The following is a 22599-nucleotide window of genomic DNA, read 5'->3' as shown; positions in this document are numbered from 1 at the left end:
AGCGAATCATGGGAAATGTAAGACAATTTTTAGAACTTGATCGACAGCTTCCGTCCAAAAAAGAGGCGATGGAGCGTAAACAGAACTTCGAAGAAATCTACACGGAGTTTACCCCTGCTCACGCCCAAGCTCAGGCTGATCGTTGCCTGCACTGCGGTAACCCTTATTGCGAATGGGCTTGCCCGGTGCATAACTACATTCCGAACTGGTTGAAACTGGTTTCGGAAGGTAACATCATTGAAGCGGCCGAACTGTCGCACCAGACCAATTCTTTGCCGGAAATGTGCGGCCGCATCTGTCCGCAGGACCGTCTGTGCGAAGAAGCTTGTACCCTGGAAGACACTAATTTCGGCGCAGTCACCATCGGCGCGGTTGAAAAATACATCACCGACACCGCGACCGACATGGGTTGGACACCGACTCTGGAAAACGTCACTATGACGGATAAGAAAGTGGCGATTGTCGGCTCCGGACCGGCTGGCCTAGGGTGTGCTGACATTTTGATTCGCAACGGCGTTAAACCGGTGGTGTTTGAGAAAGAACAGGAAATCGGTGGCCTTCTGACGTTCGGGATTCCGCAATTCAAACTCGACAAAGACATTGTTCTGAAACGCCGCAGCATCCTGGAAGGCATGGGCGTGGAGTTCCATTGCAATACGGAAATCGGTAAAGACATCACCTTCGAACAGCTTCTAAACGATTATGATGCTGTCTTCTTGGGAATGGGGACTTATAAACCAATGGCCGGGCGCTTCCCAGGCGAAGACCTACCGCAAGTTTATAAAGCGCTGGACTTCCTGATCGGCAATGTCAAACACGAACTGGGACTGAAACAGTCACCGGAGCCATTTGTTTCCATGAAAGGCAAGCGTGTTGTCGTACTGGGCGGTGGTGACACCACCATGGACTGTACCCGTACTTCGGTTCGTCAAGGTGCAGATGAAGTCTTCTGTGTCTATCGCCGTGATGAAGCCAACATGCCGGGTTCACGCGCCGAAGTGAAAAACGCCAAAGAAGAAGGCGTCCAGTTCAAGTTCAACCTGGCGCCAGTGGAGGTTATCGCCGAAAACGGTCAGGTGACGGGATTGAAAGTGATTGAAACGCGCATGGGTGAACCGGATGAAAACGGTCGTCGACGTGCGGAAATGGTAGAAGGCTCTGAATACGTTATCGACTGTGATGCGGTCATTGTCGCCTTTGGCTTCCAGCCGAACCCGCCGGAATGGTTCAAAGACCACAACATCGGCTTGACCGACTGGCAAACCGTCGTGGCTCAAGAAGAAGCCGAGTTCCCTTTCCAGACATCGAATGAAAAAGTGTTCGCTGGTGGGGATATGGTACGCGGTTCCAGCCTGGTGGTCCATGCCATCGCCGAAGGCCGAAAAGCCGCTGAAGGGATCTTGGACTATCTGGATGTTTAACCGCTTCTGAACAGACCCCATCAAAAGGCCGTTTTTAACGGCCTTTTTTTATGTTCACATCTAACCCCCTGAACACCATAGCCTGGCGTGAAATGTGCTTTAAATTCAGAGTCCGAATCATTGGAGAATCGCCATGACGTCGATCACAAACACCGACTATGCCTTGATACTGCCACAGCAACGCCCGGCTGGACAGGGAAGTTCACAGCCAGCCGCCATCAAGCCGCCACCCAACCAGGAAACGGTCACTCTTTCCGCCATGGGACAAAAATTGGCATCGGCGACGGAAAATCATCCGGCAAACCGGCAAGTTCTGCCCGCAGAGAGTACCGATATGTCACCCGGCGAAACCATCCAGTATCGAAATATCGGCGGTCTGAAAATCGCCGTTTCCGGCCACGATTACGATACGAGCCTTCCCGGCCGTTTTTCGAACCATTCACAACTCAGCACGGATGACCTCAACGACTGGTTAGCCAATAACCCGGACAAAATCAGTAAGACCGGCCTGCAAGAATTGGAGGCAACCCCGATCACCGAAGCAAACCGCTGGAAAGCTCCACAATCGGCGAGCTGGGATTCACTTTTCGTGTTGGGGTCCAGTATTGAACAGCAACTCGCCAATAAATCAGAAGATTTTGCCAGCTTAATACAGGCCACCAAACAACTTCAACAAGAATACGGGTCGGACATTAAGCTGGCCCGTGATCCGAACACCGAAAGCTATATCATGCTCAAGCCGGGCGATAATTTTTATGAGAGCGTGCAAACCGCCGATGAAGCTCTGAACGACTTCCGAAGCTATCTCTTCCATGCTGGAAGATCATCCTCCGCCATCGAACAGATTTTCAATCAACACGGCATTGCTCTTTAGTTGCAAGCCTCTCGCACTGAGTTAAATGTTTTGAATAAAGTTAAAATGACCAGGCCTGGTCATTTTCGGGTATTTGCGTCGTCACTAGAGGTTAGCGTGCCTGCCTCGCCATCTTGCCGAGAAAGCGTCTTGTCGACAACCTGAGAGGTCATAGATTCACCGTCAGCGGTACCCTCTTGCTTGTTCTCAACGGCTCCGGGCTCGTTAGATTCCTTTTTCTTTAGCTCTTCGTCAAATTCGTCATCCATAAAGATACTGTTGGCCGCGCCATCCAAGTCATCGAACTGCCCCGATTTCGCCATCCAGATAAACACCACCACGACCAAAAAGCCGAATAACAGCATCATCGGGATTAAACCAAATACAACGTCCATTTCCTCTCCTTGCTCAGGCTTTACCAGCCAAGCTTTGTCGTTTGCGCTTGGCCACGGCTTTTTTACTGTAGAAGCTGCGAATGCGCGCCGCGTTCCCAATGACCACCAGGCTGCTCAACGGCATGGTGATGGCGGCGATCAGTGGCGTCAGTAACGCGGCCATCGCCAACGGCACCAAGGTAATATTATAAAGAATCGAGCTGGCAATGTTCTGTTTGATGGTCTTCAAGGTACGCTGAGACAAATCCACGGCCGTATCGACGGACAAGAGTTCGTTGTTAAGCAAAACAATGTCGGCGCAATCCATCGACACATCCGTTCCCGAACCGAGGGCAATACTGACATTAGCACGAGCCATCGCCGGCGCATCGTTAATGCCGTCACCGACCATCGCCACCAATTCACCATCTTTTTGATAGGCTTGAATCGCTTCGTGTTTTTGTTCCGGCAACACCTCGGCATGCACCGACATACCGCCCAATTTTTCTGCAACGGTTTCGGCCACAGCCTGACGGTCGCCACTCAACAACGTCACTCGCTTGCCACGAGCTTTTAAACGAGCGATCATCTCGATGGCATCCTCGCGTAGCTCATCTTCCAGGAACAAAATGGCCACGACTTGTTGATCCTGAGCCACCCACACGCTGGTTTGTGCCTGCTGAGCTTTCTCGGCCTCCAGCCGCACAAAATCACTCGGAAGCGAAACACCGCTGGCTTCCAACCAAGGGCCGGTTCCGATGTGATAGTGACGCCCCGTCACCGCCGCCTCCACTCCTTTGCCGGGATGGGCCTGGAAAAAATCCACGCTCATATCCATATTTTTGAATTCCGGATGACGCTCCTGCAAGGTGTCGACAATGGCGCGCCCCAAAGAATGCTCGGAGTGGAATTCAATCCGTACCAAGTCTCGCCAAAGATCATTTTCCGCAACGTTTTTTCCAAAACGGGAATCCACTAACCGCATCTGGCCTTTGGTCAAGGTGCCGGTCTTATCAAACACGAAATGCTGAATATCGTTCAAAATTTCCAGCACCGCTCCGTTCTTAATCAGAATACCGTTTTGAGCCGAAACGCCGGAAGCCACCGCCGTCGCCATCGGCGTCGCCAAGCCAAACGCACACGGACAGGTGATGATCAGCACCGAAGTGGCCGCGATCATAGCTGTTTCGAAATCCGCATTGAGAATCCAGAACACAAAACTCAACGTCGCCAGCGCAATGACAACCGAGACGAACCAAGGCATGATCCGTTCGGCGGTGCACTGGATGGGTGCTTTTGAGCCTTGTGCATCTTCGACCATGTGTACGATCCGCCCAAGCATCGTATCTTGCAGAATCGATTGCACCCGTATCGACAAAGCACCATCCAGGTTCAAGGTGCCGGCCGAGACCGAGGCACCGTTCTGTTTCAGAATTTCACGTGACTCTCCGCTCAACATGGATTCATTGACATTGCCAACGCCCTCCACGACGGTGCCATCGACCGGAATTTGATCACCGGGTTTGACCAGCACCACGTCGCCGGCTTTCAGTTTTCGAACCGGCACCACATCCACGCCGGATTCGGTTTTCATTCTCGCCACCTTCGGCTGAAGATCCATCAAACGGCGCGTGGAATCGATGGCTTTATTTTTGGAAATGGCTTCCAGATAGCGGCCAATCAGCAGCAAAAACATGAAGTCGATCATGGTGTCGTAATAGACGTTACCCGAATGCTGCGGGTCAATCGTTACCCAAAAGGAATAGAGGTAGGTGGTCAGAATGCCCAATGAGATGGAGACATCCATCCCGACCGTTCGAGACTTCAACGATGTCCAGGCACCTGATAAAAATGGCTTCCCGGAATAGGCCAAGGTAATCGTGGCGATGATAAATTCGACCCAATGGAAGTAATGCCGGAATTCGGAATCCTGGTCCGCTCCGGCATACAGGGCCACCGAGAACCACATGACGTTCATCATGGCAAAACCGGCAAAACCAAGTCGATACAACAAATCTCGATTCGCTTTACGGAAAGCTTCTTCACTGTTGGAAGCATCATAAGGCGCCGCATCATAGCCGACGCGATTCAATTCCTGAATGATTTCGGACAACTTGATGACGTCGTTATCCCAACGCAGTTTAATTTGTTTATTGGTGAAATTGACCTTGGCCATCTGAATGCCATCCAGTTTGGCCAATGTATGCTCAATCAGCCAGATACAAGCGGCACAATGAATCGCTTCGGAAATCAGAGTGATTTCGCGACGTTGAGAAAGGTCGGAAACGAATTGCGACTGAACTTCGTCGTAATCGAAAAACTCCGTATCTTTATTCGGAGGCGGAGGCGGCGACAGCAACTCGCCTTCGGGCGTACGGCGGTAGAAGCTGTCTAAACCGGCTTCATAAATTGCGTCACAGACACCGGCACAGCCGTGACAACAGAATTCTCGCTCAACCCCTTTAATGGGTTTAAGCACCAAGGCTCCCTGCTCAATCCCTTGACCGCAGTGATAGCACGTTTGTGTCATGAAAATACCTCTTAGGGCGCATCCTGAACCATAATGGAACGGCCAAGGTTAAACACTTCGTCCCCTTTGGTAATCTCCATCACCAAATCGTATTTGCCTTTTAAAGGTAAATTAATCACCCCTTTATATTCCCCCGTCTTCCCGGACGAGTTCAATTCAAGCTGCCCATCGTATTTTTTATTGGAAGGTCGGTAATAGTACAAAACCGCAGTATCGACATCGAAGGCGTTATTGTCTTTGTCCAGAACGGTCACCGCCACTTCCTGGTCCTGACCTTCTTTCAAAATCGGCAAATCGATATCAAACTGCCAACCCAGCTCTTCCATATGCTTGCGGCGAGCGATGATTTCGCCCATGTTTTTGCCCTTTTCGTAGAAATCCGGTACGGTCAAGCCCGGTGCCGTCACGATCGCCATACTGACCATGAAGAAATTCACCGACAGCACGATAATCAAAATCGTGAACCAACCGATTACGAATGGGTTTTTCCAGGCGACACTCCAGTCCCGGGTATCCTTTTTAACATCTTTGTTGTCTTTGGCGTCCGTCAAGGCTTTTTCCCTCCATAAAAAAAGGCCCTTAAAATAAGGGCCTTCATTATACCTAAATTTCATTCACCACAGTATGCGTGTTTATGGAGACACTCTTAACGAACTTTCGGCCCGATAAACATACTGCTGTAAGTGCTGCTAACCGCCGGATTGTTCTGATCGGTCACCAGAATCTCGATTGGCGTATTCGCTTCCGTCAAATCTTTTTTCGGCACCCGGACCAACAAGGTCGCTGTGCCGACATTCCCCGGTTCCACCTGAATGCTTTTCGGACCGATATAGAACAAACTTTCCGGTCCGGTCACTTCAATGCTGGCATCCAAACGGGCATTACCTTTATTCACGACCTTGACGTAATACTTGTTCTGAATCGTACGATCACTCATTTGAACGAACAGCGGGGCTCTCTCGTGCAACACTTTCACATCCAATGGCGACATGGTCGCAAGCCCCCAAATCATCGCGACCGCAGCAAAAGTCATAATACTGGAATATACAATGACACGCGGACGCTTATACAACGGAACAAAAGCCTTGCCGGCAAATTCCGCGAGGGAAGCATAACGAATCAATCCTTTCGGTTTCTTGATTTTTTCCATCACTGAATCACAGGCATCGATACACAAGCCACAGGTAATACAACCGAATTGCTGACCTTTACGAATATCCACGCCAGTCGGACAGACCGCAACGCACAAGTTACAATCAATACAATCGCCCAGGTCTGGCTGTTCTTCACCCGGTTTAGCCCGTTTCATGCGACCACGAGGCTCTCCTCGATCCACATCATAAGTCGGCACAACGGTTTCGGTATCAATCATGGCCCCTTGAATACGCGCGTAAGGGCAGAAACCGATACAGACCTGCTCTCTTAAAAAGCCGGCGAAAAAAACCGTCGCCGCGCCCAACCCCAGGATAATGGTCGCTTCGGTGCCGGACCACTCAAACGTGAACAAACGCGCCCACAAACTCAGTGCAGGGTCAAAGTAAGCGACAAAGCTGAAACCGGTCATAAAACCAATGATGGCCCAAATAATCCATTTCGGCACTTTTTTACGTAATTTTGAAAAGCTGACCGGCTCTTGATCCAGCTTCATTCGTTTGTTCGGCAAACCCTCGAACTTTTCTTCCACCCAAGTGAAAATATCAGTCCACACGGTATGGAAACAAGCATAACCACACCACAAACGCCCGGCCACAGCAGTAGTGGCGGCCAACAACAAGGCAAAGAACAACAAAATCATTGCCAATACCCAAATATCCTGCGGCAAGACCGTGATGCCAAAGAAGTGGAATTGACGATCCACTAAATTGAACAAAATGGCTTGCCGACCATCCCACTGTAGATAAGGCCCAATGAAGAACGATAGCCACATGGCTGCGACTACCCATTTAATGGTACGGAATTTACCCGGCATGCGCTTGGCATGCACCGTCCCTTCCGTGTGGACCGTTAGGAGCTCCACCCCAATGTTTTGCAGGTTTTTATTGGACGTATCCATTTCATCCAACAGCGATTTTGTTTGGTTGCTGTTTTCGTATGTGACTTTGCGTTCTTCGGACATAATCAATTCCTTCTGAATTTAACGCGACGATTGTATAAAAAAACCACTCTGACAATAAGTAATCTTTTTTATACGACCGCATAAATGAAAAAAGGCCTAATATAAAATTAGGCCTTTTTTCATAAGGTGTCCAGTGTTAAATGAACGGATTCATCAAGAATCGTCTTCATCCTTTTCCAGACCTTCCATGCCTCGCGTAGCTTTCCACGCGAAACCTACCAACGCAACAATGGTTAAAACCACGGCCCCGATGGAACCCCATAAAACCCAGTCATTATTTAACTCATTCATTTTCTGCTCCTTAATTGATACAGAATCAATTCATTCAATGAATAAAAAGCGGCGATCGGCTTATTGACCACCACCCAGTGAATAGACATAGACAGTTAAACGTTTAATGTTAACTTCTGGGTCAGGCAAACGGTCTTTAAACGCAGGCATAACAGCCAAACGAGTGCCTTTAATCGGCTCACCGTTCTTCTTAACGTTTACACCGTAAGTAATGGTTCGGATAACGTCCGCTTTATCACCACCAAAACGCCATACACCATCGGTAAAGTTGGTCGCACCCGTTGGAGCCAAAGGCTTACCAGCCGGTCCGTGACAGGCCAAACACATCCCTTTTGCATAAACCGCTTTACCGGCAGCATAGGCAGGTTCATTTCCTTTACCTTCACTCAACGCGATGACGTAATCGGCAACTTGATCGATTTCTTTGTCCGTCAAGTTCCCCATCATGCCGCGAGCCGGCATGTTACCGATACGACCGTTGGTGATGGACGCTTCGATTTGAGCGGGCTTACCACCCCATAGCCAATCGTCATCGGCCAACACAGGGAAATCCGGGTTACCTTGACCACCGGCACCGTGACAAGCGGCACAGTAATCACCGAACAACACCTTAGAGGTTTTAACCGCATAGGTTTTCAACTCTTCGTTTTTCAGAATTTCGCTGACCGGTAGAGCGGCAAGCTGCTCTTCCTGTTCTGCAAAACGTTTTTTACGCCAATTCTGAAGAACCTGAACCTCTTCATCATACTCTTCGATCTGTGTCCATCCGGCATAACCTTTAAACCAAGAGTTTTCCCATGGAATGGTTGGGTAATACAAAGCGTAAAACACCATCATGACGAAACCGGCATAGAAAGACAGCATCCACCAAAGTGGCGGCGGATTGTCTAACTCGCGAATATCCTCATCCCAAATGTGACCAGTGTTTCCTTCATCTGGCCAAGGATTGTTATGTGCCATATTTTATTCTCCTCAGAATAACTTAATCATCTTCATCTAAAATCTTGAACTTCTCTTTTTCCAGCTCCTCACGCTTGCTGGGACGTAATGTCCGCACAAAGGTGATCAGCATTCCGAAAAAGACGACGACCGTAATGATGAGACCGGCCCAATCCGACGTTGTCATCGCGGACCAGTCTGTACTCATATAGGCTTCAAGATTACTCACGATACGCCTTGCTATCGTCTAATTTAACCATTGTGCCCAACACTTGAAGGTACGCTACCATCGCATCCATTTCGGTATAACCTTCAATGGCCGCATTGGCGTTTTCAATTTCTTCGTCGGTATAAGGCACACCCAAAGTACGCATGACGGCTAGACGCTTCGACATATCACGTTTCGTGCCGAAGAAGTCTTCGCTGACCGGATTCTCAGCCAACCAAGGATAAGCCGGCATCACAGACTCGGGTACCAAATCCTGAGGACGTAATAAGTGCATGACATGCCATTCATCCGAATATTTACCACCCAAACGCGCTAGATCAGGCCCAGTACGCTTTGAACCCCATTGCATCGGGTGATCGTAAATGGATTCGGTCGCAAGTGAATAGTGACCATAACGCTCACGCTCGTCACGGAATGGACGAATCATTTGCGAGTGGCAGATATAACAACCTTCACGCAAGTAAAGGTCACGACCGGCTAATTCCAGCGGAGTATAAGGACGAACACCGTCACCGGCTTTCCAATCGGCTAAAACCCATTGGCCATTACGGTCTTGCTTATACAAAGCCTTGTCGGAAACAAGCTTACCGTTCTCATCCTGAGTAAAGGTTCTTTCCCAAACCAATTCCGGGAACTTTTCGTTTTTAACGTTACCGTATTTATCGGTTTGCTCCGTGTAATCAACCGTTTGCTTTAGATAAAACAACGGTACGATTTCAACGATACCCGCAATCGAAACGGCTAACGCTGTCGCGATGAACAGCCCAAAGATATTTCTCTCTAGACGCTCTTGAAAATTTTTAGGTTTTTGATTATCTGACATGAGTCTATTGCTCCTCAACTCATCATTCTTAAGCTTGCGACGGGCTCCGCCCATCGCAACTGATTTAGTACGTTTTAGGCGTTCGCTGTGGCGGCCGCTGTTTGCTTAGCATTCGCCATACGGATTGTCATCACAACGTTATAAAGCATGACAACCGCACCTGAGAAGAACAACAGTCCCCCAACCGCACGCATTACATAGTAAGGGTGCATCGCAGCAACGGATTCCGCAAAGGTGTACGCCAAAGTTCCGTACTCATCATAAGCACGCCACATAAGACCCTGCATGATACCGGATACCCACATCGCAACGATGTAGAACACAGTACCGATTGTGGCAAGCCAGAAGTGGAAGTTGATCAACTTCATGGAATACATTTCCGTATTCCAAAGCTTCATCACCATGTGGTACAAGGCACCGATGGAAACCATCGCAACCCAGCCCAGTGCACCAGAGTGAACGTGACCAATGGTCCAGTCAGTATAGTGAGAAAGCGCATTGACAGTTTTCGCTGCCATGACCGGACCTTCAAAGGTGGACATCGCGTAGAAAGCCAAGGCAATGATCAAGAAACGCAAGATGTAGTCGGTACGCAGTCTGTCCCAAGCACCGGAAAGCGTCAACATCCCGTTAAGCGCCCCACCCCATGACGGAATGATCATCGCCAAAGAGATAACCGCACCCAAGGAACCGGTCCAGTCCGGTAGCGCTGTGTACTGAAGATGGTGAGCACCCAACCAAACATAACCGAACATCAACGCCCAAAAGTGGATAACGGACAAACGGTAAGAGTAAATTGGACGTTGTGCTTGCTTCGGAACGAAGTAATACATGATTGCCAAGAAACCGGCTGTCAGGAAGAAACCAACCGCGTTATGGCCCCACCACCACTGAATCATAGCGTCTTGAACACCAGAGAACAGCGAGTAAGAACGGAACAAAGAAACCGGAATCGCCAAACCGTTTACAACGTAAAGGTAAGTGATCGCAATCATCATCCCCAAGAAGAACCAGTTTGAAACGTAAACGTTTGGATGCGTTTCTTTATTACGTGACGCAATGGTCATCACGAAGTTCAACGTATAAAGCGTCCAGACTAATGCAATCGCAATCGCCAGAGGCCATTCTTGTTCATGGTATTCTTTACCAGTTGTCATCCCCAACGAGATAGTCACAACAACGGCAAGCAACCCAATCGTAAACAGAATCGCCGTCAACCAGGCCATCCCGTTACTCCATAAACGGACTCCATTCGTTCTTTGAACGGTATAGAAGGCCGTCGCCATCAATGTCATACCACCGAAGGCAAAGATAACAGTATTCGTGTGCATCACACGCAAACGCGCAAATGTAATTTCCGCGATATCAAAGTTTAACGCCGGCCATGCCAATTGCGCCGCGGCAAAGGTACCCATCAAGGTCCCCAATACCAAGAACGTAATCGCACCAACCGCTAAGTACTTCACAACACCATTATCATATTGTGGTTTTGCTGTAGTATCCATTAGTCGGATTCCCCCTTATAGTCAAAATTAATCAAGCCCACACAGCTTCCAGAGTGACCAATTCCAAAACGCCGGACTTACTTTCCTCAATGGCGAATTATAAGAATCTCCTACAACCGCACCAGCCCTGACATTCAAAAACTTAATCTAAATCAACAAATTGATTCAAAAAATGCCCGGAAAGCCTCTCCCTATGCAGAATTGACCTAAAAAATAACACGCCAATTATCGCAAAAATCAGATAAATTTTTGAACTTCTATGACAAATTTTTTTTATAACCCACATTAATTTTTCCTAACCAACCCAGGCCTGGTGGAAATTTAAACATCGAACTTCGTCAGAAAATCGCTATAATATCCGCTTTTAAAACACCCTAATTTTTATACCAAACGGGAGCATTCTCATGCGGCAAGCCACCATTGAGAGAAACACTTTGGAAACGCAAATCCGTTTATCGGTTAACCTGGATGGCGACGGAAAATCCGACCTATCCACCGGCGTTCCGTTTCTTGAACACATGCTGGACCAAATCGCCCGCCACGGCCTGATCGACCTGACGATCGATGCCAAAGGCGATACCCATATTGATGACCACCACACGGTGGAAGACATCGGTATCAGTCTGGGCATGGCGCTTCGTGAAGCCGTTGGGGACAAAAAAGGCATTAAACGTTACGGTCACGCTTACGTGCCGTTGGACGAGGCTTTGTCTCGCGTCGTCATCGACCTGTCCGGGCGCGCCGGCCTGACCTTCAACGCCGATTTCACCCGTGCCAGCATCGGTGGGTTCGACACCGAGTTGGTGGCCGAATTTTTCCAAGGCCTGACCAACCACGCCCAAGCGACGATTCACATCGACTGCCTGCGTGGCAAGAACGCTCACCACCAGGCCGAAACCATCTTCAAGGCCTTCGGCCGCGCCCTGAGAATGGCGTTGGAAACCGACGAGCGCATGGCCGACCAACTGCCGTCAACCAAAGGGGCGTTATAAGCTTATGTCCAACCAAAAGCTTGTTTCGGTCATTGATTACGGCATGGGCAACCTGCGCTCCGTCGCCAAAGCCGCGGAGCACGTCGCCCCAGAGCAGGTTCGCATTCAAATCACGGACGATGCCGACGTCATCCGTGATTCGGATGCGGTCATCTTCCCTGGCCAAGGCGCGGCCAAAGCCTGCATGAACGCCTTGAACAACACCGGCATTGCCCACACTTTAATGGAAGCGGCGGCCGAAAAACCTTTTTTGGGCATTTGCATGGGCCTACAGGTACTCATGACCCACAGTCAGGAAAACGACGGCATCGACTGCCTGAACATCTTGCCCGGCGACGTCAAACAATTCGACTTGCAAAATCACCCAGACCTGAAGATGCCGCACATGGGCTGGAACCAAATCCGCCAAACACAAGACCACCCGTTATGGCACGGCATCGAACAGGACAGCCGGTTTTATTTTGTCCACAGTTACTATGTAGTGCCCACGGACGCCGACACCATCGTCGGGGAAACCACACACGGCACCACTTTCGCTTCGGCCTTGGCTAAAGATAAGCTGTTCGCCATTCAGGCCCACCCGGAAAAAAGTGCCGACGCCGGACTGCAATTATTCAAAAACTTTCTGAATTGGAACCAACTCTAAACCGAATCAGAATTTTCAAAGATTTAACGGAAGGAACACCATGCTACTCATCCCAGCAATTGATTTAAAAGACGGCGAATGCGTACGACTCCGCCAAGGCCTGATGGAAGACGCCACCGTATTTTCCGGCGACATCGTCGCCATGGCCGAACGCTGGGTCAGGGAAGGTGCACGCCGCCTCCACATGGTTGACCTGAACGGCGCTTTCGAAGGCAAACCCGTCAACGGCTCGGCTGTTTATCAGGTCCGCGAGGCTTTCCCGGAATTGCCGATTCAAATCGGCGGCGGCATCCGCGACCTGAACACCATCGAAGCCTATCTCGAAGCGGGCGTCAGCTACTGCATCATTGGCACCCAAGCGGTTCACAACCCGGAGTTCGTCGCCGAAGCCTGCCAAGCGTTTCCGGGGCACATCATGGTCGGCTTGGACGCCAAAGAAGGCATGGTCGCCATCAACGGCTGGGCGGAAGTCACCGACCACCACGTGGCCGAACTGGGCAAGCAATTTGAAAACGACGGCGTGGAAGCCATCATTTACACCGACATCGGGCGGGACGGCATGATGCAAGGCGTCAATATCGAAGCCACCCAAACTCTAGCCCAAGCCTTGAACATTCCCATCATCGCATCCGGCGGCATTACCAATCTGGATGACATTCGCGCCTTGGCCACCATTGAAACCGATGGCGTCACCGGCGCCATCACCGGGCGCGCCATTTACGAAGGCTCTTTGAACTTCCGTGAAGGCCAAACCCTTTCCGACGAGCTTTCCAAGGCATAAGGATTGACGCATGAGTTTAGCGAAACGCATTATTCCCTGCCTGGACGTCGATAACGGTCGCGTCGTCAAAGGTGTCCAGTTCGTCGACATCCGCGATGCCGGCGACCCGGTCGAAGTTGCCAAACGCTACGACCAGCAAGGCGCCGACGAAATCACTTTTTTGGACATCACCGCCACCGCACACGAGCGCGACACCATCGTTCACGTGGTCGAGGAAGTCGCCAGCCAGGTGTTTATTCCCTTAACCGTCGGCGGCGGCATCCGTTCCGTTGACGACATTCGTAAAATGCTCAACGCCGGCGCCGATAAGGTTGCCATCAATTCGGCAGCCATTTTCAATCCCGGCTTCGTTCAGGAAGCCTGCGACACCTTTGGATCACAATGCATTGTCGTCGCCATTGACGCCAAAAAGGTCAGTCTGAAAGGCGACCCTGACAAATGGGAAATATTCACCCACGGCGGCCGAAAGGAAACCGGCATCGACGCCATTGAATGGGCCCAAAAAATGGAAGCGCTCGGCGCCGGTGAACTGCTGCTGACCAGCATGGATCGCGACGGCACCAAAAGCGGTTTCGACATCGAACTCACACGCCGGATTGCCGATAGTGTTAAAATCCCCGTCATCGCATCCGGCGGCGTCGGTGAACTGTCGCATCTTTGCGACGGCATTCAGCTCGGCCATGCCGAAGCGGTCCTGGCCGCCAGCATTTTCCACTTCGGCGAACACACGGTGCAGGAAGCGAAAGAAATGATGCAACAGTCCGGAATCGAGGTACGGTTATGAGCGATCAGATGAAGAACGACATACTGTCGCAACTTGACGCGGTTTTGGAAGCCCGTAAGTCGGAATCACCCGACACCTCCTACGTGGCCAGCCTCTACGCCAAAGGCATCGACAAGATTCTCAAAAAAGTCGGCGAAGAAGCGACCGAAACCGTCATGGCCGCCAAGGATGCCGAGCACACCGGCAAAACCGACAACCTGGTCTACGAAGTGGCCGACCTCTGGTTCCACACGCTGATATTGCTGTCCCAACAAGGACGCTCCGGCGACGATGTCATGCAAGAATTACAAAGACGTTTTGGCCTATCCGGCCATGAAGAAAAGGCGAGCCGTTCACAAAACGACTCATAACCAAACCCTAACAGGAACACAACCATGACCCCTGAAAAAAGCATTTTCAGTCGCATTATCGACAAGGAAATTCCGTCCGAAATCGTCTACGAAGACGAAAAGTGTATCGTCATCAACGACATCAACCCGAAAGCCCGAGTGCATCTGCTCATCATTCCCAAAAAACCGATTCCGACATTGTTCGACTTGGCGCCGGAAGACAAAGACCTGATGGGTCACATGATGCTGCTTCTACCGCAATTGGCGCAGTCGCAAGGATTGGACGGATTCAAAACTCAAATCAATACCGGCGAGTCCGGTGGACAGGAAGTCTTCCACATCCACATCCACCTCATGGGCGAATAACCCAAGCGGATCCATCCATTAAATCGCTTAAATCACAACGAAGTGATTTGAAAAAAGACATTAGAGTCTGCTATTATTAGCGGTCATTTTACGAAAGGCCACCCTTTTTTACTGGAGAAACAAAATGGGCATCAGCATTTGGCAATTACTCATCATTCTAGCAATCGTTTTGGTCCTGTTCGGTGCCAAGCGTTTGAAAAACGTTGGTTCTGACTTGGGCGGCGCCATCAAAGGCTTCAAAAAAGCCGTTTCGGAAGACGAAAACAAAGACAAAGACGAGAAAGTCGCCGAACAGAAGCTTGAGAAAAAAGACGGCGAAAACGTTTTTGACGTCAAAGCCGAAGAAAAAGCGGAAGAAAAGAAAGACGAGCCTAAAGCGTAATCACGCTTTCGCCTTTCCCAACTTCCTTTTCTGCATATAACCATAGGCATGCGCTAGATGTTTGATATCGGTTTTCTTGAAATCATCGTCATCTTGGTCATCACCTTGATTGTCATCGGCCCGGAACGCATGCCCGAAGTGGCGCGTAAAATCGGCCAATTCGTCGGCAAGACCAAGCGCTTCATCAATTCCGTCAAAGACAATAGTGAAATCAGCGAAACGGTACGCGAACTGCAACACTCCATCAACTTGGAGGAGGAACGCAAACAGATTGAATCCGTAAGCCATTCTTTGCAAGATGACCTGACCAATATGCAGGACGAGTTCGGTATCGACGAACTTTCCCGTCCGTTTGGAAACGACCCGAACCAACCCGCCGAAGGTTCCCAGTTCAACAAGGCGCCGGCCCAACCCGTCTTACCGGGATCACAAGACGATAAGGCCCAACCCGACGACAAGACGGAAAACGCCAACGCGTCCGAAGAGTCCTCGGAAAAGCCGGCGACTCAAACCGCCGATACCCACAGTGTGGAAACGAATAAAACGTCATGAGCGATAGTGCCCTACCTCCTAACGACAAGGAAATGACCCTCGTCCAGCACCTGCTGGAACTGAGAAACTCCGTCACCAAAGGCATTTTGGCGATTTTGGTGCTGTTCGTCATACTGTTCCCATTCGCCAACGACCTCTACATCTACATTTCCGAACCGTTGTCACGCTTCCTGCCGGAAGGCACCAGCATGATTGCCACCGGCGTCGCCTCGCCGTTCCTGACACCGTTCAAATTAAGCCTGGTGTTGGCCATCTACCTAGCAATGCCGTTTCTGCTGTATCAACTTTGGACCTTTATCGCGCCTGCGCTGTATAAACATGAACGCCAACTGGTCGGCCCTTTGCTGTTCTTCAGTTCCTTCTTGTTCTACGCCGGCGGCGCCTTTGCTTACTATGTCGTCTTCCCACTGGTATTCGGCTTTCTCTCCACCGCCGCACCGGAAGGCGTCACCGTCGCCACCGACATCGCACTCTACCTCGATTTTGTCATCAAAATGTTTTTCGCATTCGGTTTGGCGTTTGAAGTCCCGATTGTCGTTGTCTTGCTCATCCTAACCGGCATGGTGTCACCGCAAAAACTCTCCCATGCGCGTCCGTATGTCGTGGTCGGCGCCTTCATCATCGGCATGCTGCTGACACCACCGGACATCGTATCGCAAACACTGTTGGCGATTCCGATGTGGTTGTTGTACGAAGCCGGCATCATCGTTGGTCGCACCGTGCTGAAAGCACGCAAATCCAAAGACGATGGCGCGGATGACGCTGACGAGGAATACGACAGCAATGACGATTCAAAGACTCCGTCCAGCCATGCGACAAAACGCCAAGCGCCACCGGAAACCGATGACGACGAAGAATACGACACCCGTTACGCCGACCAACTCGAAGACGACGAAGACTGGGATCGAACCTTTGACGAAATCGATTCGGAATTTGCTATCCTAGAACGCGAGCATCAAAAGCGCAAAGCGGAAGAAGAAGCGCGCAAAAACGCGGATAAGCCAGCGGGAGAAGACGCCAATGACACCGACAAAACGGATGAAAAGGACACTCCAACTGACCAGCCTTCGGACTCGCCCAAGCCGTCCGGCGATTCATCCAAAACCGACAAATCGGATAAATAATCCCCAAAACCGACCAGGCCTGGTCGGTTTTCGTCCATTCGCATTTCGGATGTCTCGGTTGCTGCCGGTTTTATTCAGCCTGGTTGCCCTCCCTGCTTTTGCCGCTACAGTGAACAATACCCTGGTCAATCACCCCTCCCCTTATCTCGCCATGCACAGCGAGGATCCGGTTCACTGGCAAGAGTGGCAAGCGTCGGTTCTGAAAGACGCCCAGCGTGACAACAAACTGATTTTTCTATCCAGCGGCTATTTTGCTTGCCATTGGTGCCATGTCATGCAACAGGAAAATTACCAGGATAAAGACGTCGCCCGCCTGTTGAATCAACACTTCATCCCGGTCAAAATCGACCGCGAACTCTCCCCCGACCTCGACCGCTACCTGATTGAGTTCGCCGAAAAGGCCGCCGGTCACGCCGGCTGGCCTCAACACGTGATTCTCACTCCAAACGGCCTGCCCTTTTTCGCGTTCGTTTATCAACCCAAATCGCAACTGATGACCACTCTCCATCGCGTACAACGTCTGTGGGAGACTCAACCACAGCGCATTATTCAAGCGGCGCAAAGCGGCCTCAACGAGACGCCATCTCACCCTCGACAAAATGCACCTGAACACCTAACACTGACATCATCCGAATTCCAGCGGCGTTTCAATCAGGCGCTCGGCCATCAAATGGACGACCTCAGCGGTGGCCTAAAAGGCAGCCATAAATTCCCGAACGCCAGCGTGTTATGGACAGCCTTGCAACCGAATAACACCGACGATTCTCAAGCTGAACATCGGCACGACTGGCTGCAATTGACATTGGACCAGATGCAGTCACAACATTTGTTCGATCACGTTCACGGTGGCTTTTACCGCTACACCGTGGATCCGGAGTGGCAAACCCCGCATTTTGAAAAAATGCTCTACAGCCAAGCCCAATTGGCCCAAGTGTATTTTCGTGCCGCTCAGGTTATCCAACGCGACGATTATCTCGACACCGCGCGCCAAACACTGCGCTATGCCGAACGACACCTTTGGAACCCGGCGACACACCTGTTTCGCGGCAGCCAATCCGCCATTGACGATCAGCAAGTGGAAGGCGGCCCCTATCTGTGGACAAAAACTGAACTACAGGCTCGCCTGACACCCGCGGAATATGCCAAAATTGACCAGGCCTGGTCATTACAGGGAGCCCCACCCTATGAAGCCGGCTGGCACCCCAAACCGACCAACCAACACTGGGCCTCGATTCGTCGCAAGTTGCAACGTGCTCCAAGCGACATCCCCACCGACGACAAAAGTTTGCTGGGCTGGAACGGATTGATGCTTTCGGCTTACGCCGAGGCCGTTCGACAAGATGTCGCCAACCGACCACATTGGCAGACGCAAGCCAAACAGCTTGCCAAACGTCTGACCGAACTCATGCAGCTGCCGCAACCACCACGCGCGCTATCGCTGGACAACCAGCCCATCGGGCAGGCCAACTTGCAAGACTACGCTTATGTTCTGCAAGGCTTGAAAGACTGGCAAACCCAAGCCTCTGCGCCTGCGTTAAAACAGGCCATTCACCGCTTGCAACAGCAGGCGACCCAGCGCTTTTTCAGTCCGGAAGGCTGGCATTTCAGCGATGCGCCCCTGTTGCCGGGTCAGGTCGGCCACTGGGCCTTACCGGATGACGCCCTCCCCAGCCCAACCGCCATTTTGGATTGCGGAAACGCCGCACATCTGGCACACTCTCAAACGGAAATCGCACGTTATCCACTGCGTTACGCCAGTTACGGACACGCTTTGAATTGTCCGGAATCAAAATCAAACTAAGAAAAGGACACATCGCATGAGGGCGTTATGGGGTTATTGATCGTCGGGTTTATTTTATTGTTTGCGGTGACCTCGCTGCCCAACCTGTGGACCAATTACATCCTCAAGAAACACCGTCAGCCGCACCCTGACATTCCCGGCACCGGCGGCCAGTTCGCCGAACATTTGATTAAAAAGTATCAATTGCCGGTGACTCTTGAAGAAACACCGGGTGGCGATCACTACGACCCTATCGACAAAGTCGTGCGCATTTCATCGGAAAATTACCATTCCAATTCGCTGACCGCCATCACCACCGTGGCGCACGAAATCGGTCACGCCCTGCAAGATCAAGCCAACTACGAACCGTTGATGCAACGTACGGTGCTGATTGAACGTTCACAATGGATGCAAAAATTCAGCGGCATCGCGCTGATGGCCACGCCGGTACTGATTCCGCTGTTGCACACGCCGTTGATTGGCCTGGTGACCTTCGGGGCCGGATTCATCGCCATGGGCGTGCCGGTCATCATTCACCTCACCACCTTGCCGGTGGAATTCGACGCCAGCTACAAACGCGCTTTGCCGTTGCTCAAGGAAGGCGAATACCTGGACGACGCCGACTTGAAAAAGGCCCGTAAAATCCTCCAGGCCTGTGCCTTGACCTATGTGGCCGCGTCCTTATCGAGTCTGTTTAATTTATGGAAATGGATTCGCGCCATCAAAGGACGTTGATAGGTTCAAAAAACAGACGCCTGACACTATTGGCCGGAAGCCCGCGCCAACACCCAAACCTGTATCCGCAATTCGGGAAATCGCTTTTTCAACACCGACGCCAATGCTTCCATAGTGGCGCCGGTGGTCATGACATCGTCCACCAGCGCCACTTCGCTCAGTCCGTGCAAATCGGTCTCCGACATCAGTGCAAAAGCGCTTTTCAGATTTCGACGACGGTCTTTGGCGTTCAATAACGCTTGCGGTGGCGTTTGCTTGGCCCGCGTCACCGACTGCGATAACACCGGTAGCCCCGTCCCTTTCGACAAGGATTTCGCCAACTCATAGGCTTGATTGAAACCGCGTTCCAGCAAACGATTGACGTGCAGCGGCACCGGAATCAAAGCCTCCACGCTGCCAACGTCTAAATGCGGCGTCCAGAGTTCAGCCAATAACCGTGCCTGGTAGAGTTGTTCATGATATTTCAATCCCTGGATCAAATCCGCCATCACCGCTTCGTAGCGAAAACCCGCCTGGGTTTGCTCAAAACTCGGCGCCTGCGCCAAACAGGCACCGCAGACCTGAGGTGCCGACAGGGCCGGCAAGGGTTCGCCACACACCGGGCACGCCACACCAGGTCTGGCCATTTTCGCCATGACCGTCTCGGACAAATCCAAATCTTGCCCGGCCGCATCCGTCACCACACAGGTCGGCGGAAACAGCCATTTTTCAAACGAGTTCATATTTCTTAAGATTGTTGAACGGCTAAATACGCTATAATAACGTAACGTTACGCAACAATGGAAAGAAGAATATGGCCCTCGGTGACATTCGCAACGACTGGACGCTTGATGAAATCAAAACCATTATGAATCAACCGTTTAACGACTTGATCTTTCAAGCCCAAACGGTGCATCGTCAGTACTTCAACCCCAATGAAGTTCAGACCAGCACCCTGGTGAACATCAAGTCGGGCGGTTGTGCGGAAGACTGTGCCTATTGTTCGCAAAGCGCCCGTAACCAGACCGATGTCGAAAAAGAACAGATGATGGAAGTGCAGGAAGTCATCGAGCAGGCGTTGGTCGCCAAGGAAAAAGGTGCCACCCGTCTATGCATGGGCGCCGCCTGGCGTAACCCGACCAAAAAAGATTTCCCGCGTGTGCTGGAAATGGTGCGTGTCGTCAAGGATTTGGGGCTGGAAACCTGCCTGACCCTCGGTATGCTCAACGACGACCAGGTAGCGCAACTGAAGGAAGCCGGGCTGGACTACTACAACCACAATCTCGACACCTCCGAAGCCTTCTACCCGAAAATCATCACCACGCGTAATTATCAAGACCGTCTGGACACCATCGACAAGGTGCAGCAAGCCGGTATCAATGTGTGTTCCGGCGGCATTATCGGCATGGGCGAAGAACATAAGGACCGTGCCGAACTGATTCGCACCTTCGCCACCATGCGTCACCACCCGAATTCCGTACCGATTAACCTGCTGGTGCCGATTGAAGGGACTCCGCTGGCGCACATGAAAGGCCAGACCGATTCCTTTGAATTCATCCGTGTCATCGCCACCGCGCGCATCGTCATGCCGCAAACCTACGTGCGCTTGTCGGCCGGTCGAATGGAGCTGCCGGACGAAGCCCAGGCTTTGTGTTTCCTGGCCGGTGCCAATTCCATTTTCTACGGTGACAAACTGCTGACCACCGACAATCCGGAAGGCGGGCACGACGAACAGTTGTTCGCGAAACTCGGCATCACCATGCAGCAAAACGTCAAAGCCGAAATGGCCGCGAAAAAACTGGCGGAGCAAGCCACCGAACTGACCGCTTAACCTGAACAAGTCGGTTCTCGTCATGTCTCAAGAGTCCATCGAATCCCGTTTTGCGCCGATTTTGGCCGAGCGGGAAGTCGCCGCCCTCACCCGGCGCCGCCCACTCGCCACCTCGGCGCAAACCCCGGAAATGCAAATCAACGGCCTTCAAGTCGTGAATTTCTCGTCCAATGACTATCTGGGGCTCGCCAATCACCCGAAATTAAAAGAAGCCCTGCAATCCGTGGACTCGCTCAGTTACGGCTCCGGCGCAGCGCACCTGGTGACCGGCCACCACCTCGAACATCACCTTCTGGAAGATGAAATCGCCGATTGGCTCGGATGTGAACGTGCGTTGCTGTTTTCCACCGGCTATATGGCCAATCTCGCCGTACAGCAAACCTTGATGCAAAAAGGCGACTGGATTCTGGCCGACAAGCTCAATCACGCCTCTCTCATCGACGGCGCCCGCTTTTCCGACGCCGATCTGAAACGTTATCCGCACAACGACATGCAAGCGCTGGAAAAACGCCTGAAACAGGCCCAGGCCGAAAACCGCCAATGCCTGATTGTCACCGATGGGGTCTTCAGCATGGATGGCGATTTCGCCCCCTTGGATGAAATTCAAGCCTTAGCCAAAACTTACCAGGCCTGGCTGTTTGTGGATGATGCACACGGTTTCGGCACCGTCGGGCCGCATGGACAAGGCACCTTCGAGCATTTTGGCCTGACGCCGGGCGACAACACCATTTTGATGGGCACGTTCGGCAAAGCCTTCGGTACCTCCGGCGCCTTTGTCGCCGGCAGCAAGATTCTGATTGAAACCCTGATTCAACTGGCACGCCCCTACATTTACACCACCGCCAGCTCGCCCATTAACGCCAAGGTGACGCGAGAAGCCTTGCGATTAGTACAAGACGCCGACGACGCGCGTCACCAATTGCAGCGCCATATCCAATATTTCCGTGACGGGGCCGCGCAAATCGGGCTGACGCTCTGGCCGTCGGAAAGCGCCATTCAACCGATTATGATCGGTGACAGCCAACGCGCACTGGATTGGTCGGACGCACTCAAACAGCAAGGCTATTGGGTCGGTGCGATTCGCCCACCGACAGTGCCCAAAAACACCGCACGCCTCCGCGTAACCTTATCGGCCAGCCACACGTCCGAGCAAATCGACGGCTTATTGGCCGCGCTGGCTCAGTGTGCCGATGCATTCCCATCCCAAAATTCCTAAAATAGCCGTACAATAACCGCC

At 51.5% G+C, this 22599-nt stretch carries 25 protein-coding genes; 15 read left to right on the top strand and 10 right to left on the bottom strand.

Features of this window, described 5'->3' with window-relative positions; translation table 11 throughout:
* Positions 1–8 precede the first annotated feature (8 nt).
* On the top strand, positions 9–1421 hold the full coding sequence (locus AYJ59_RS02355) for a glutamate synthase subunit beta (protein WP_029938906.1): 1413 nt from the start codon (positions 9–11) through the stop codon (positions 1419–1421).
* Positions 1422–1554: 133 nt separating this feature from the next.
* On the top strand, positions 1555–2295 hold the full coding sequence (locus AYJ59_RS02350; RefSeq protein ID WP_127119221.1) for a hypothetical protein: 741 nt from the start codon (positions 1555–1557) through the stop codon (positions 2293–2295).
* A gap of 59 nt (positions 2296–2354) precedes the next feature.
* On the opposite strand, the gene ccoS is transcribed toward AYJ59_RS02350, so the two are convergent.
* The 9 genes from ccoS to ccoN all read right to left on the bottom strand — a co-directional run bounded on the left by ccoS (position 2355) and on the right by ccoN (position 11081).
* Entirely contained in the window at positions 2355–2669 is a 315-nt protein-coding gene (gene ccoS / locus AYJ59_RS13045; protein WP_237260363.1) for a cbb3-type cytochrome oxidase assembly protein CcoS, read from the bottom strand.
* Positions 2670–2682: 13 nt separating this feature from the next.
* Entirely contained in the window at positions 2683–5178 is a 2496-nt protein-coding gene (locus AYJ59_RS02340) for a heavy metal translocating P-type ATPase (protein ID WP_127119220.1), read from the bottom strand.
* An 11-nt stretch (positions 5179–5189) separates the two neighbouring features.
* Positions 5190–5729: a FixH family protein gene (locus tag AYJ59_RS02335; RefSeq protein WP_029938910.1), complete on the bottom strand. Its 540-nt coding sequence runs from the start codon at positions 5727–5729 to the stop codon at positions 5190–5192.
* Between the two features lie 95 nt (positions 5730–5824).
* On the bottom strand, positions 5825–7294 hold the full coding sequence (gene ccoG, locus AYJ59_RS02330; RefSeq protein ID WP_029938911.1) for a cytochrome c oxidase accessory protein CcoG: 1470 nt from the start codon (positions 7292–7294) through the stop codon (positions 5825–5827).
* Between the two features lie 153 nt (positions 7295–7447).
* Complete coding sequence (locus tag AYJ59_RS12915) at positions 7448–7585, bottom strand: hypothetical protein (RefSeq protein ID WP_164730727.1); 138 nt, start codon at positions 7583–7585, stop codon at positions 7448–7450.
* Between the two features lie 60 nt (positions 7586–7645).
* A complete protein-coding gene (gene ccoP / locus AYJ59_RS02325; protein WP_029938912.1) occupies positions 7646–8545 on the bottom strand; it encodes a cytochrome-c oxidase, cbb3-type subunit III in 900 nt (299 codons plus the stop codon).
* A gap of 22 nt (positions 8546–8567) precedes the next feature.
* Positions 8568–8753 carry a cbb3-type cytochrome c oxidase subunit 3 gene (locus tag AYJ59_RS02320; protein ID WP_029938913.1) on the bottom strand — a complete coding sequence of 62 codons (186 nt, stop codon included), beginning with the start codon at positions 8751–8753 and terminating at the stop codon, positions 8568–8570.
* The gene (ccoO, locus tag AYJ59_RS02315) at positions 8746–9576 is read right to left on the bottom strand and encodes a cytochrome-c oxidase, cbb3-type subunit II (protein ID WP_029938914.1); all 831 of its coding nucleotides are present in this window, start codon (positions 9574–9576) and stop codon (positions 8746–8748) included. Before ccoO ends, AYJ59_RS02320 begins: the two co-directional genes overlap by 8 nt.
* 74 nt (positions 9577–9650) lie before the next feature.
* A complete protein-coding gene (gene ccoN / locus AYJ59_RS02310; protein ID WP_029938915.1) occupies positions 9651–11081 on the bottom strand; it encodes a cytochrome-c oxidase, cbb3-type subunit I in 1431 nt (476 codons plus the stop codon).
* Between the two features lie 404 nt (positions 11082–11485).
* Here ccoN and hisB point away from each other — a divergent pair, with 404 nt between their 5' ends.
* The 11 genes from hisB to AYJ59_RS02255 all read left to right on the top strand — a co-directional run bounded on the left by hisB (position 11486) and on the right by AYJ59_RS02255 (position 19552).
* Positions 11486–12073: an imidazoleglycerol-phosphate dehydratase HisB gene (hisB, locus tag AYJ59_RS02305; protein WP_029938916.1), complete on the top strand. Its 588-nt coding sequence runs from the start codon at positions 11486–11488 to the stop codon at positions 12071–12073.
* Positions 12074–12077: 4 nt separating this feature from the next.
* Entirely contained in the window at positions 12078–12719 is a 642-nt protein-coding gene (gene hisH / locus AYJ59_RS02300; protein WP_127119219.1) for an imidazole glycerol phosphate synthase subunit HisH, read from the top strand.
* A gap of 40 nt (positions 12720–12759) precedes the next feature.
* Complete coding sequence (gene hisA, locus AYJ59_RS02295; RefSeq protein WP_127119218.1) at positions 12760–13500, top strand: 1-(5-phosphoribosyl)-5-[(5-phosphoribosylamino)methylideneamino]imidazole-4-carboxamide isomerase; 741 nt, start codon at positions 12760–12762, stop codon at positions 13498–13500.
* Positions 13501–13510: 10 nt separating this feature from the next.
* Entirely contained in the window at positions 13511–14284 is a 774-nt protein-coding gene (gene hisF / locus AYJ59_RS02290; protein ID WP_029938919.1) for an imidazole glycerol phosphate synthase subunit HisF, read from the top strand.
* Positions 14285–14292: 8 nt separating this feature from the next.
* A complete protein-coding gene (locus tag AYJ59_RS02285) occupies positions 14293–14634 on the top strand; it encodes a phosphoribosyl-ATP diphosphatase (RefSeq protein WP_029938920.1) in 342 nt (113 codons plus the stop codon).
* Between the two features lie 24 nt (positions 14635–14658).
* Positions 14659–14979, top strand: coding sequence for a histidine triad nucleotide-binding protein (locus tag AYJ59_RS02280; RefSeq protein WP_029938921.1), 321 nt, complete (start codon positions 14659–14661; stop codon positions 14977–14979).
* A 124-nt stretch (positions 14980–15103) separates the two neighbouring features.
* Positions 15104–15361 (top strand): twin-arginine translocase TatA/TatE family subunit, encoded by a 258-nt coding sequence (gene tatA, locus AYJ59_RS02275; RefSeq protein ID WP_029938922.1) that lies wholly within the window; start codon positions 15104–15106, stop codon positions 15359–15361.
* Between the two features lie 57 nt (positions 15362–15418).
* Positions 15419–15913 carry a Sec-independent protein translocase protein TatB gene (tatB, locus tag AYJ59_RS02270; RefSeq protein WP_127119217.1) on the top strand — a complete coding sequence of 165 codons (495 nt, stop codon included), beginning with the start codon at positions 15419–15421 and terminating at the stop codon, positions 15911–15913.
* Entirely contained in the window at positions 15910–17037 is a 1128-nt protein-coding gene (tatC, locus tag AYJ59_RS02265; protein WP_127119216.1) for a twin-arginine translocase subunit TatC, read from the top strand. The genes tatB and tatC overlap by 4 nt, the downstream gene beginning before the upstream one ends.
* 49 nt (positions 17038–17086) lie before the next feature.
* Positions 17087–18838: a thioredoxin domain-containing protein gene (locus AYJ59_RS02260; RefSeq protein ID WP_164730726.1), complete on the top strand. Its 1752-nt coding sequence runs from the start codon at positions 17087–17089 to the stop codon at positions 18836–18838.
* Positions 18839–18865: 27 nt separating this feature from the next.
* A complete protein-coding gene (locus AYJ59_RS02255) occupies positions 18866–19552 on the top strand; it encodes a zinc metallopeptidase (protein WP_127119214.1) in 687 nt (228 codons plus the stop codon).
* Positions 19553–19578: 26 nt separating this feature from the next.
* Here the strand turns inward: AYJ59_RS02255 and AYJ59_RS02250 are convergent, their stop codons facing one another.
* The gene (locus AYJ59_RS02250) at positions 19579–20274 is read right to left on the bottom strand and encodes a ComF family protein (protein ID WP_127119213.1); all 696 of its coding nucleotides are present in this window, start codon (positions 20272–20274) and stop codon (positions 19579–19581) included.
* 71 nt (positions 20275–20345) lie between these two features.
* On the opposite strand from AYJ59_RS02250, the gene bioB reads away from it, so the two are divergent.
* Together bioB and bioF are read left to right on the top strand one after the other, a co-directional pair.
* Entirely contained in the window at positions 20346–21362 is a 1017-nt protein-coding gene (bioB, locus tag AYJ59_RS02245) for a biotin synthase BioB (protein ID WP_029938928.1), read from the top strand.
* A 22-nt stretch (positions 21363–21384) separates the two neighbouring features.
* Entirely contained in the window at positions 21385–22578 is a 1194-nt protein-coding gene (gene bioF / locus AYJ59_RS02240; RefSeq protein ID WP_127119212.1) for an 8-amino-7-oxononanoate synthase, read from the top strand.
* The last annotated feature ends 21 nt before the right edge of the window (positions 22579–22599 follow it).

Source organism: Thiomicrospira sp. S5, from assembly GCF_003991075.1.
In the GTDB taxonomy this organism is placed as follows: Bacteria; Pseudomonadota; Gammaproteobacteria; order Thiomicrospirales; family Thiomicrospiraceae; genus Hydrogenovibrio; species Hydrogenovibrio thermophilus.
Note: the sequence above shows the minus strand (reverse complement) of the source record. Positions and strands in the feature narration are given on the sequence as shown.

Excerpts from the sequence above, each read along its gene's own strand:
- AYJ59_RS02355 (WP_029938906.1), top strand. The coding sequence starts at position 9 with ATGGGAAATGTAAGACAATTTTTAGAACTTGATCGACAGCTTCCGTCC.
- AYJ59_RS02350 (WP_127119221.1), top strand. The coding sequence starts at position 1,555 with ATGACGTCGATCACAAACACCGACTATGCCTTGATACTGCCACAGCAA.
- ccoS (WP_237260363.1), bottom strand. The coding sequence starts at position 2,669 with ATGGACGTTGTATTTGGTTTAATCCCGATGATGCTGTTATTCGGCTTT.
- AYJ59_RS02340 (WP_127119220.1), bottom strand. The coding sequence starts at position 5,178 with ATGACACAAACGTGCTATCACTGCGGTCAAGGGATTGAGCAGGGAGCC.
- ccoG (WP_029938911.1), bottom strand. The coding sequence starts at position 7,294 with ATGTCCGAAGAACGCAAAGTCACATACGAAAACAGCAACCAAACAAAA.
- AYJ59_RS12915 (WP_164730727.1), bottom strand. The coding sequence starts at position 7,585 with ATGAATGAGTTAAATAATGACTGGGTTTTATGGGGTTCCATCGGGGCC.
- ccoP (WP_029938912.1), bottom strand. The coding sequence starts at position 8,545 with ATGGCACATAACAATCCTTGGCCAGATGAAGGAAACACTGGTCACATT.
- ccoO (WP_029938914.1), bottom strand. The coding sequence starts at position 9,576 with ATGTCAGATAATCAAAAACCTAAAAATTTTCAAGAGCGTCTAGAGAGA.
- ccoN (WP_029938915.1), bottom strand. The coding sequence starts at position 11,081 with ATGGATACTACAGCAAAACCACAATATGATAATGGTGTTGTGAAGTAC.
- hisB (WP_029938916.1), top strand. The coding sequence starts at position 11,486 with ATGCGGCAAGCCACCATTGAGAGAAACACTTTGGAAACGCAAATCCGT.
- hisH (WP_127119219.1), top strand. The coding sequence starts at position 12,078 with ATGTCCAACCAAAAGCTTGTTTCGGTCATTGATTACGGCATGGGCAAC.
- hisA (WP_127119218.1), top strand. The coding sequence starts at position 12,760 with ATGCTACTCATCCCAGCAATTGATTTAAAAGACGGCGAATGCGTACGA.
- hisF (WP_029938919.1), top strand. The coding sequence starts at position 13,511 with ATGAGTTTAGCGAAACGCATTATTCCCTGCCTGGACGTCGATAACGGT.
- AYJ59_RS02285 (WP_029938920.1), top strand. The coding sequence starts at position 14,293 with ATGAAGAACGACATACTGTCGCAACTTGACGCGGTTTTGGAAGCCCGT.
- AYJ59_RS02280 (WP_029938921.1), top strand. The coding sequence starts at position 14,659 with ATGACCCCTGAAAAAAGCATTTTCAGTCGCATTATCGACAAGGAAATT.
- tatA (WP_029938922.1), top strand. The coding sequence starts at position 15,104 with ATGGGCATCAGCATTTGGCAATTACTCATCATTCTAGCAATCGTTTTG.
- tatB (WP_127119217.1), top strand. The coding sequence starts at position 15,419 with ATGTTTGATATCGGTTTTCTTGAAATCATCGTCATCTTGGTCATCACC.
- tatC (WP_127119216.1), top strand. The coding sequence starts at position 15,910 with ATGAGCGATAGTGCCCTACCTCCTAACGACAAGGAAATGACCCTCGTC.
- AYJ59_RS02260 (WP_164730726.1), top strand. The coding sequence starts at position 17,087 with ATGTCTCGGTTGCTGCCGGTTTTATTCAGCCTGGTTGCCCTCCCTGCT.
- AYJ59_RS02255 (WP_127119214.1), top strand. The coding sequence starts at position 18,866 with ATGGGGTTATTGATCGTCGGGTTTATTTTATTGTTTGCGGTGACCTCG.
- AYJ59_RS02250 (WP_127119213.1), bottom strand. The coding sequence starts at position 20,274 with ATGAACTCGTTTGAAAAATGGCTGTTTCCGCCGACCTGTGTGGTGACG.
- bioB (WP_029938928.1), top strand. The coding sequence starts at position 20,346 with ATGGCCCTCGGTGACATTCGCAACGACTGGACGCTTGATGAAATCAAA.
- bioF (WP_127119212.1), top strand. The coding sequence starts at position 21,385 with ATGTCTCAAGAGTCCATCGAATCCCGTTTTGCGCCGATTTTGGCCGAG.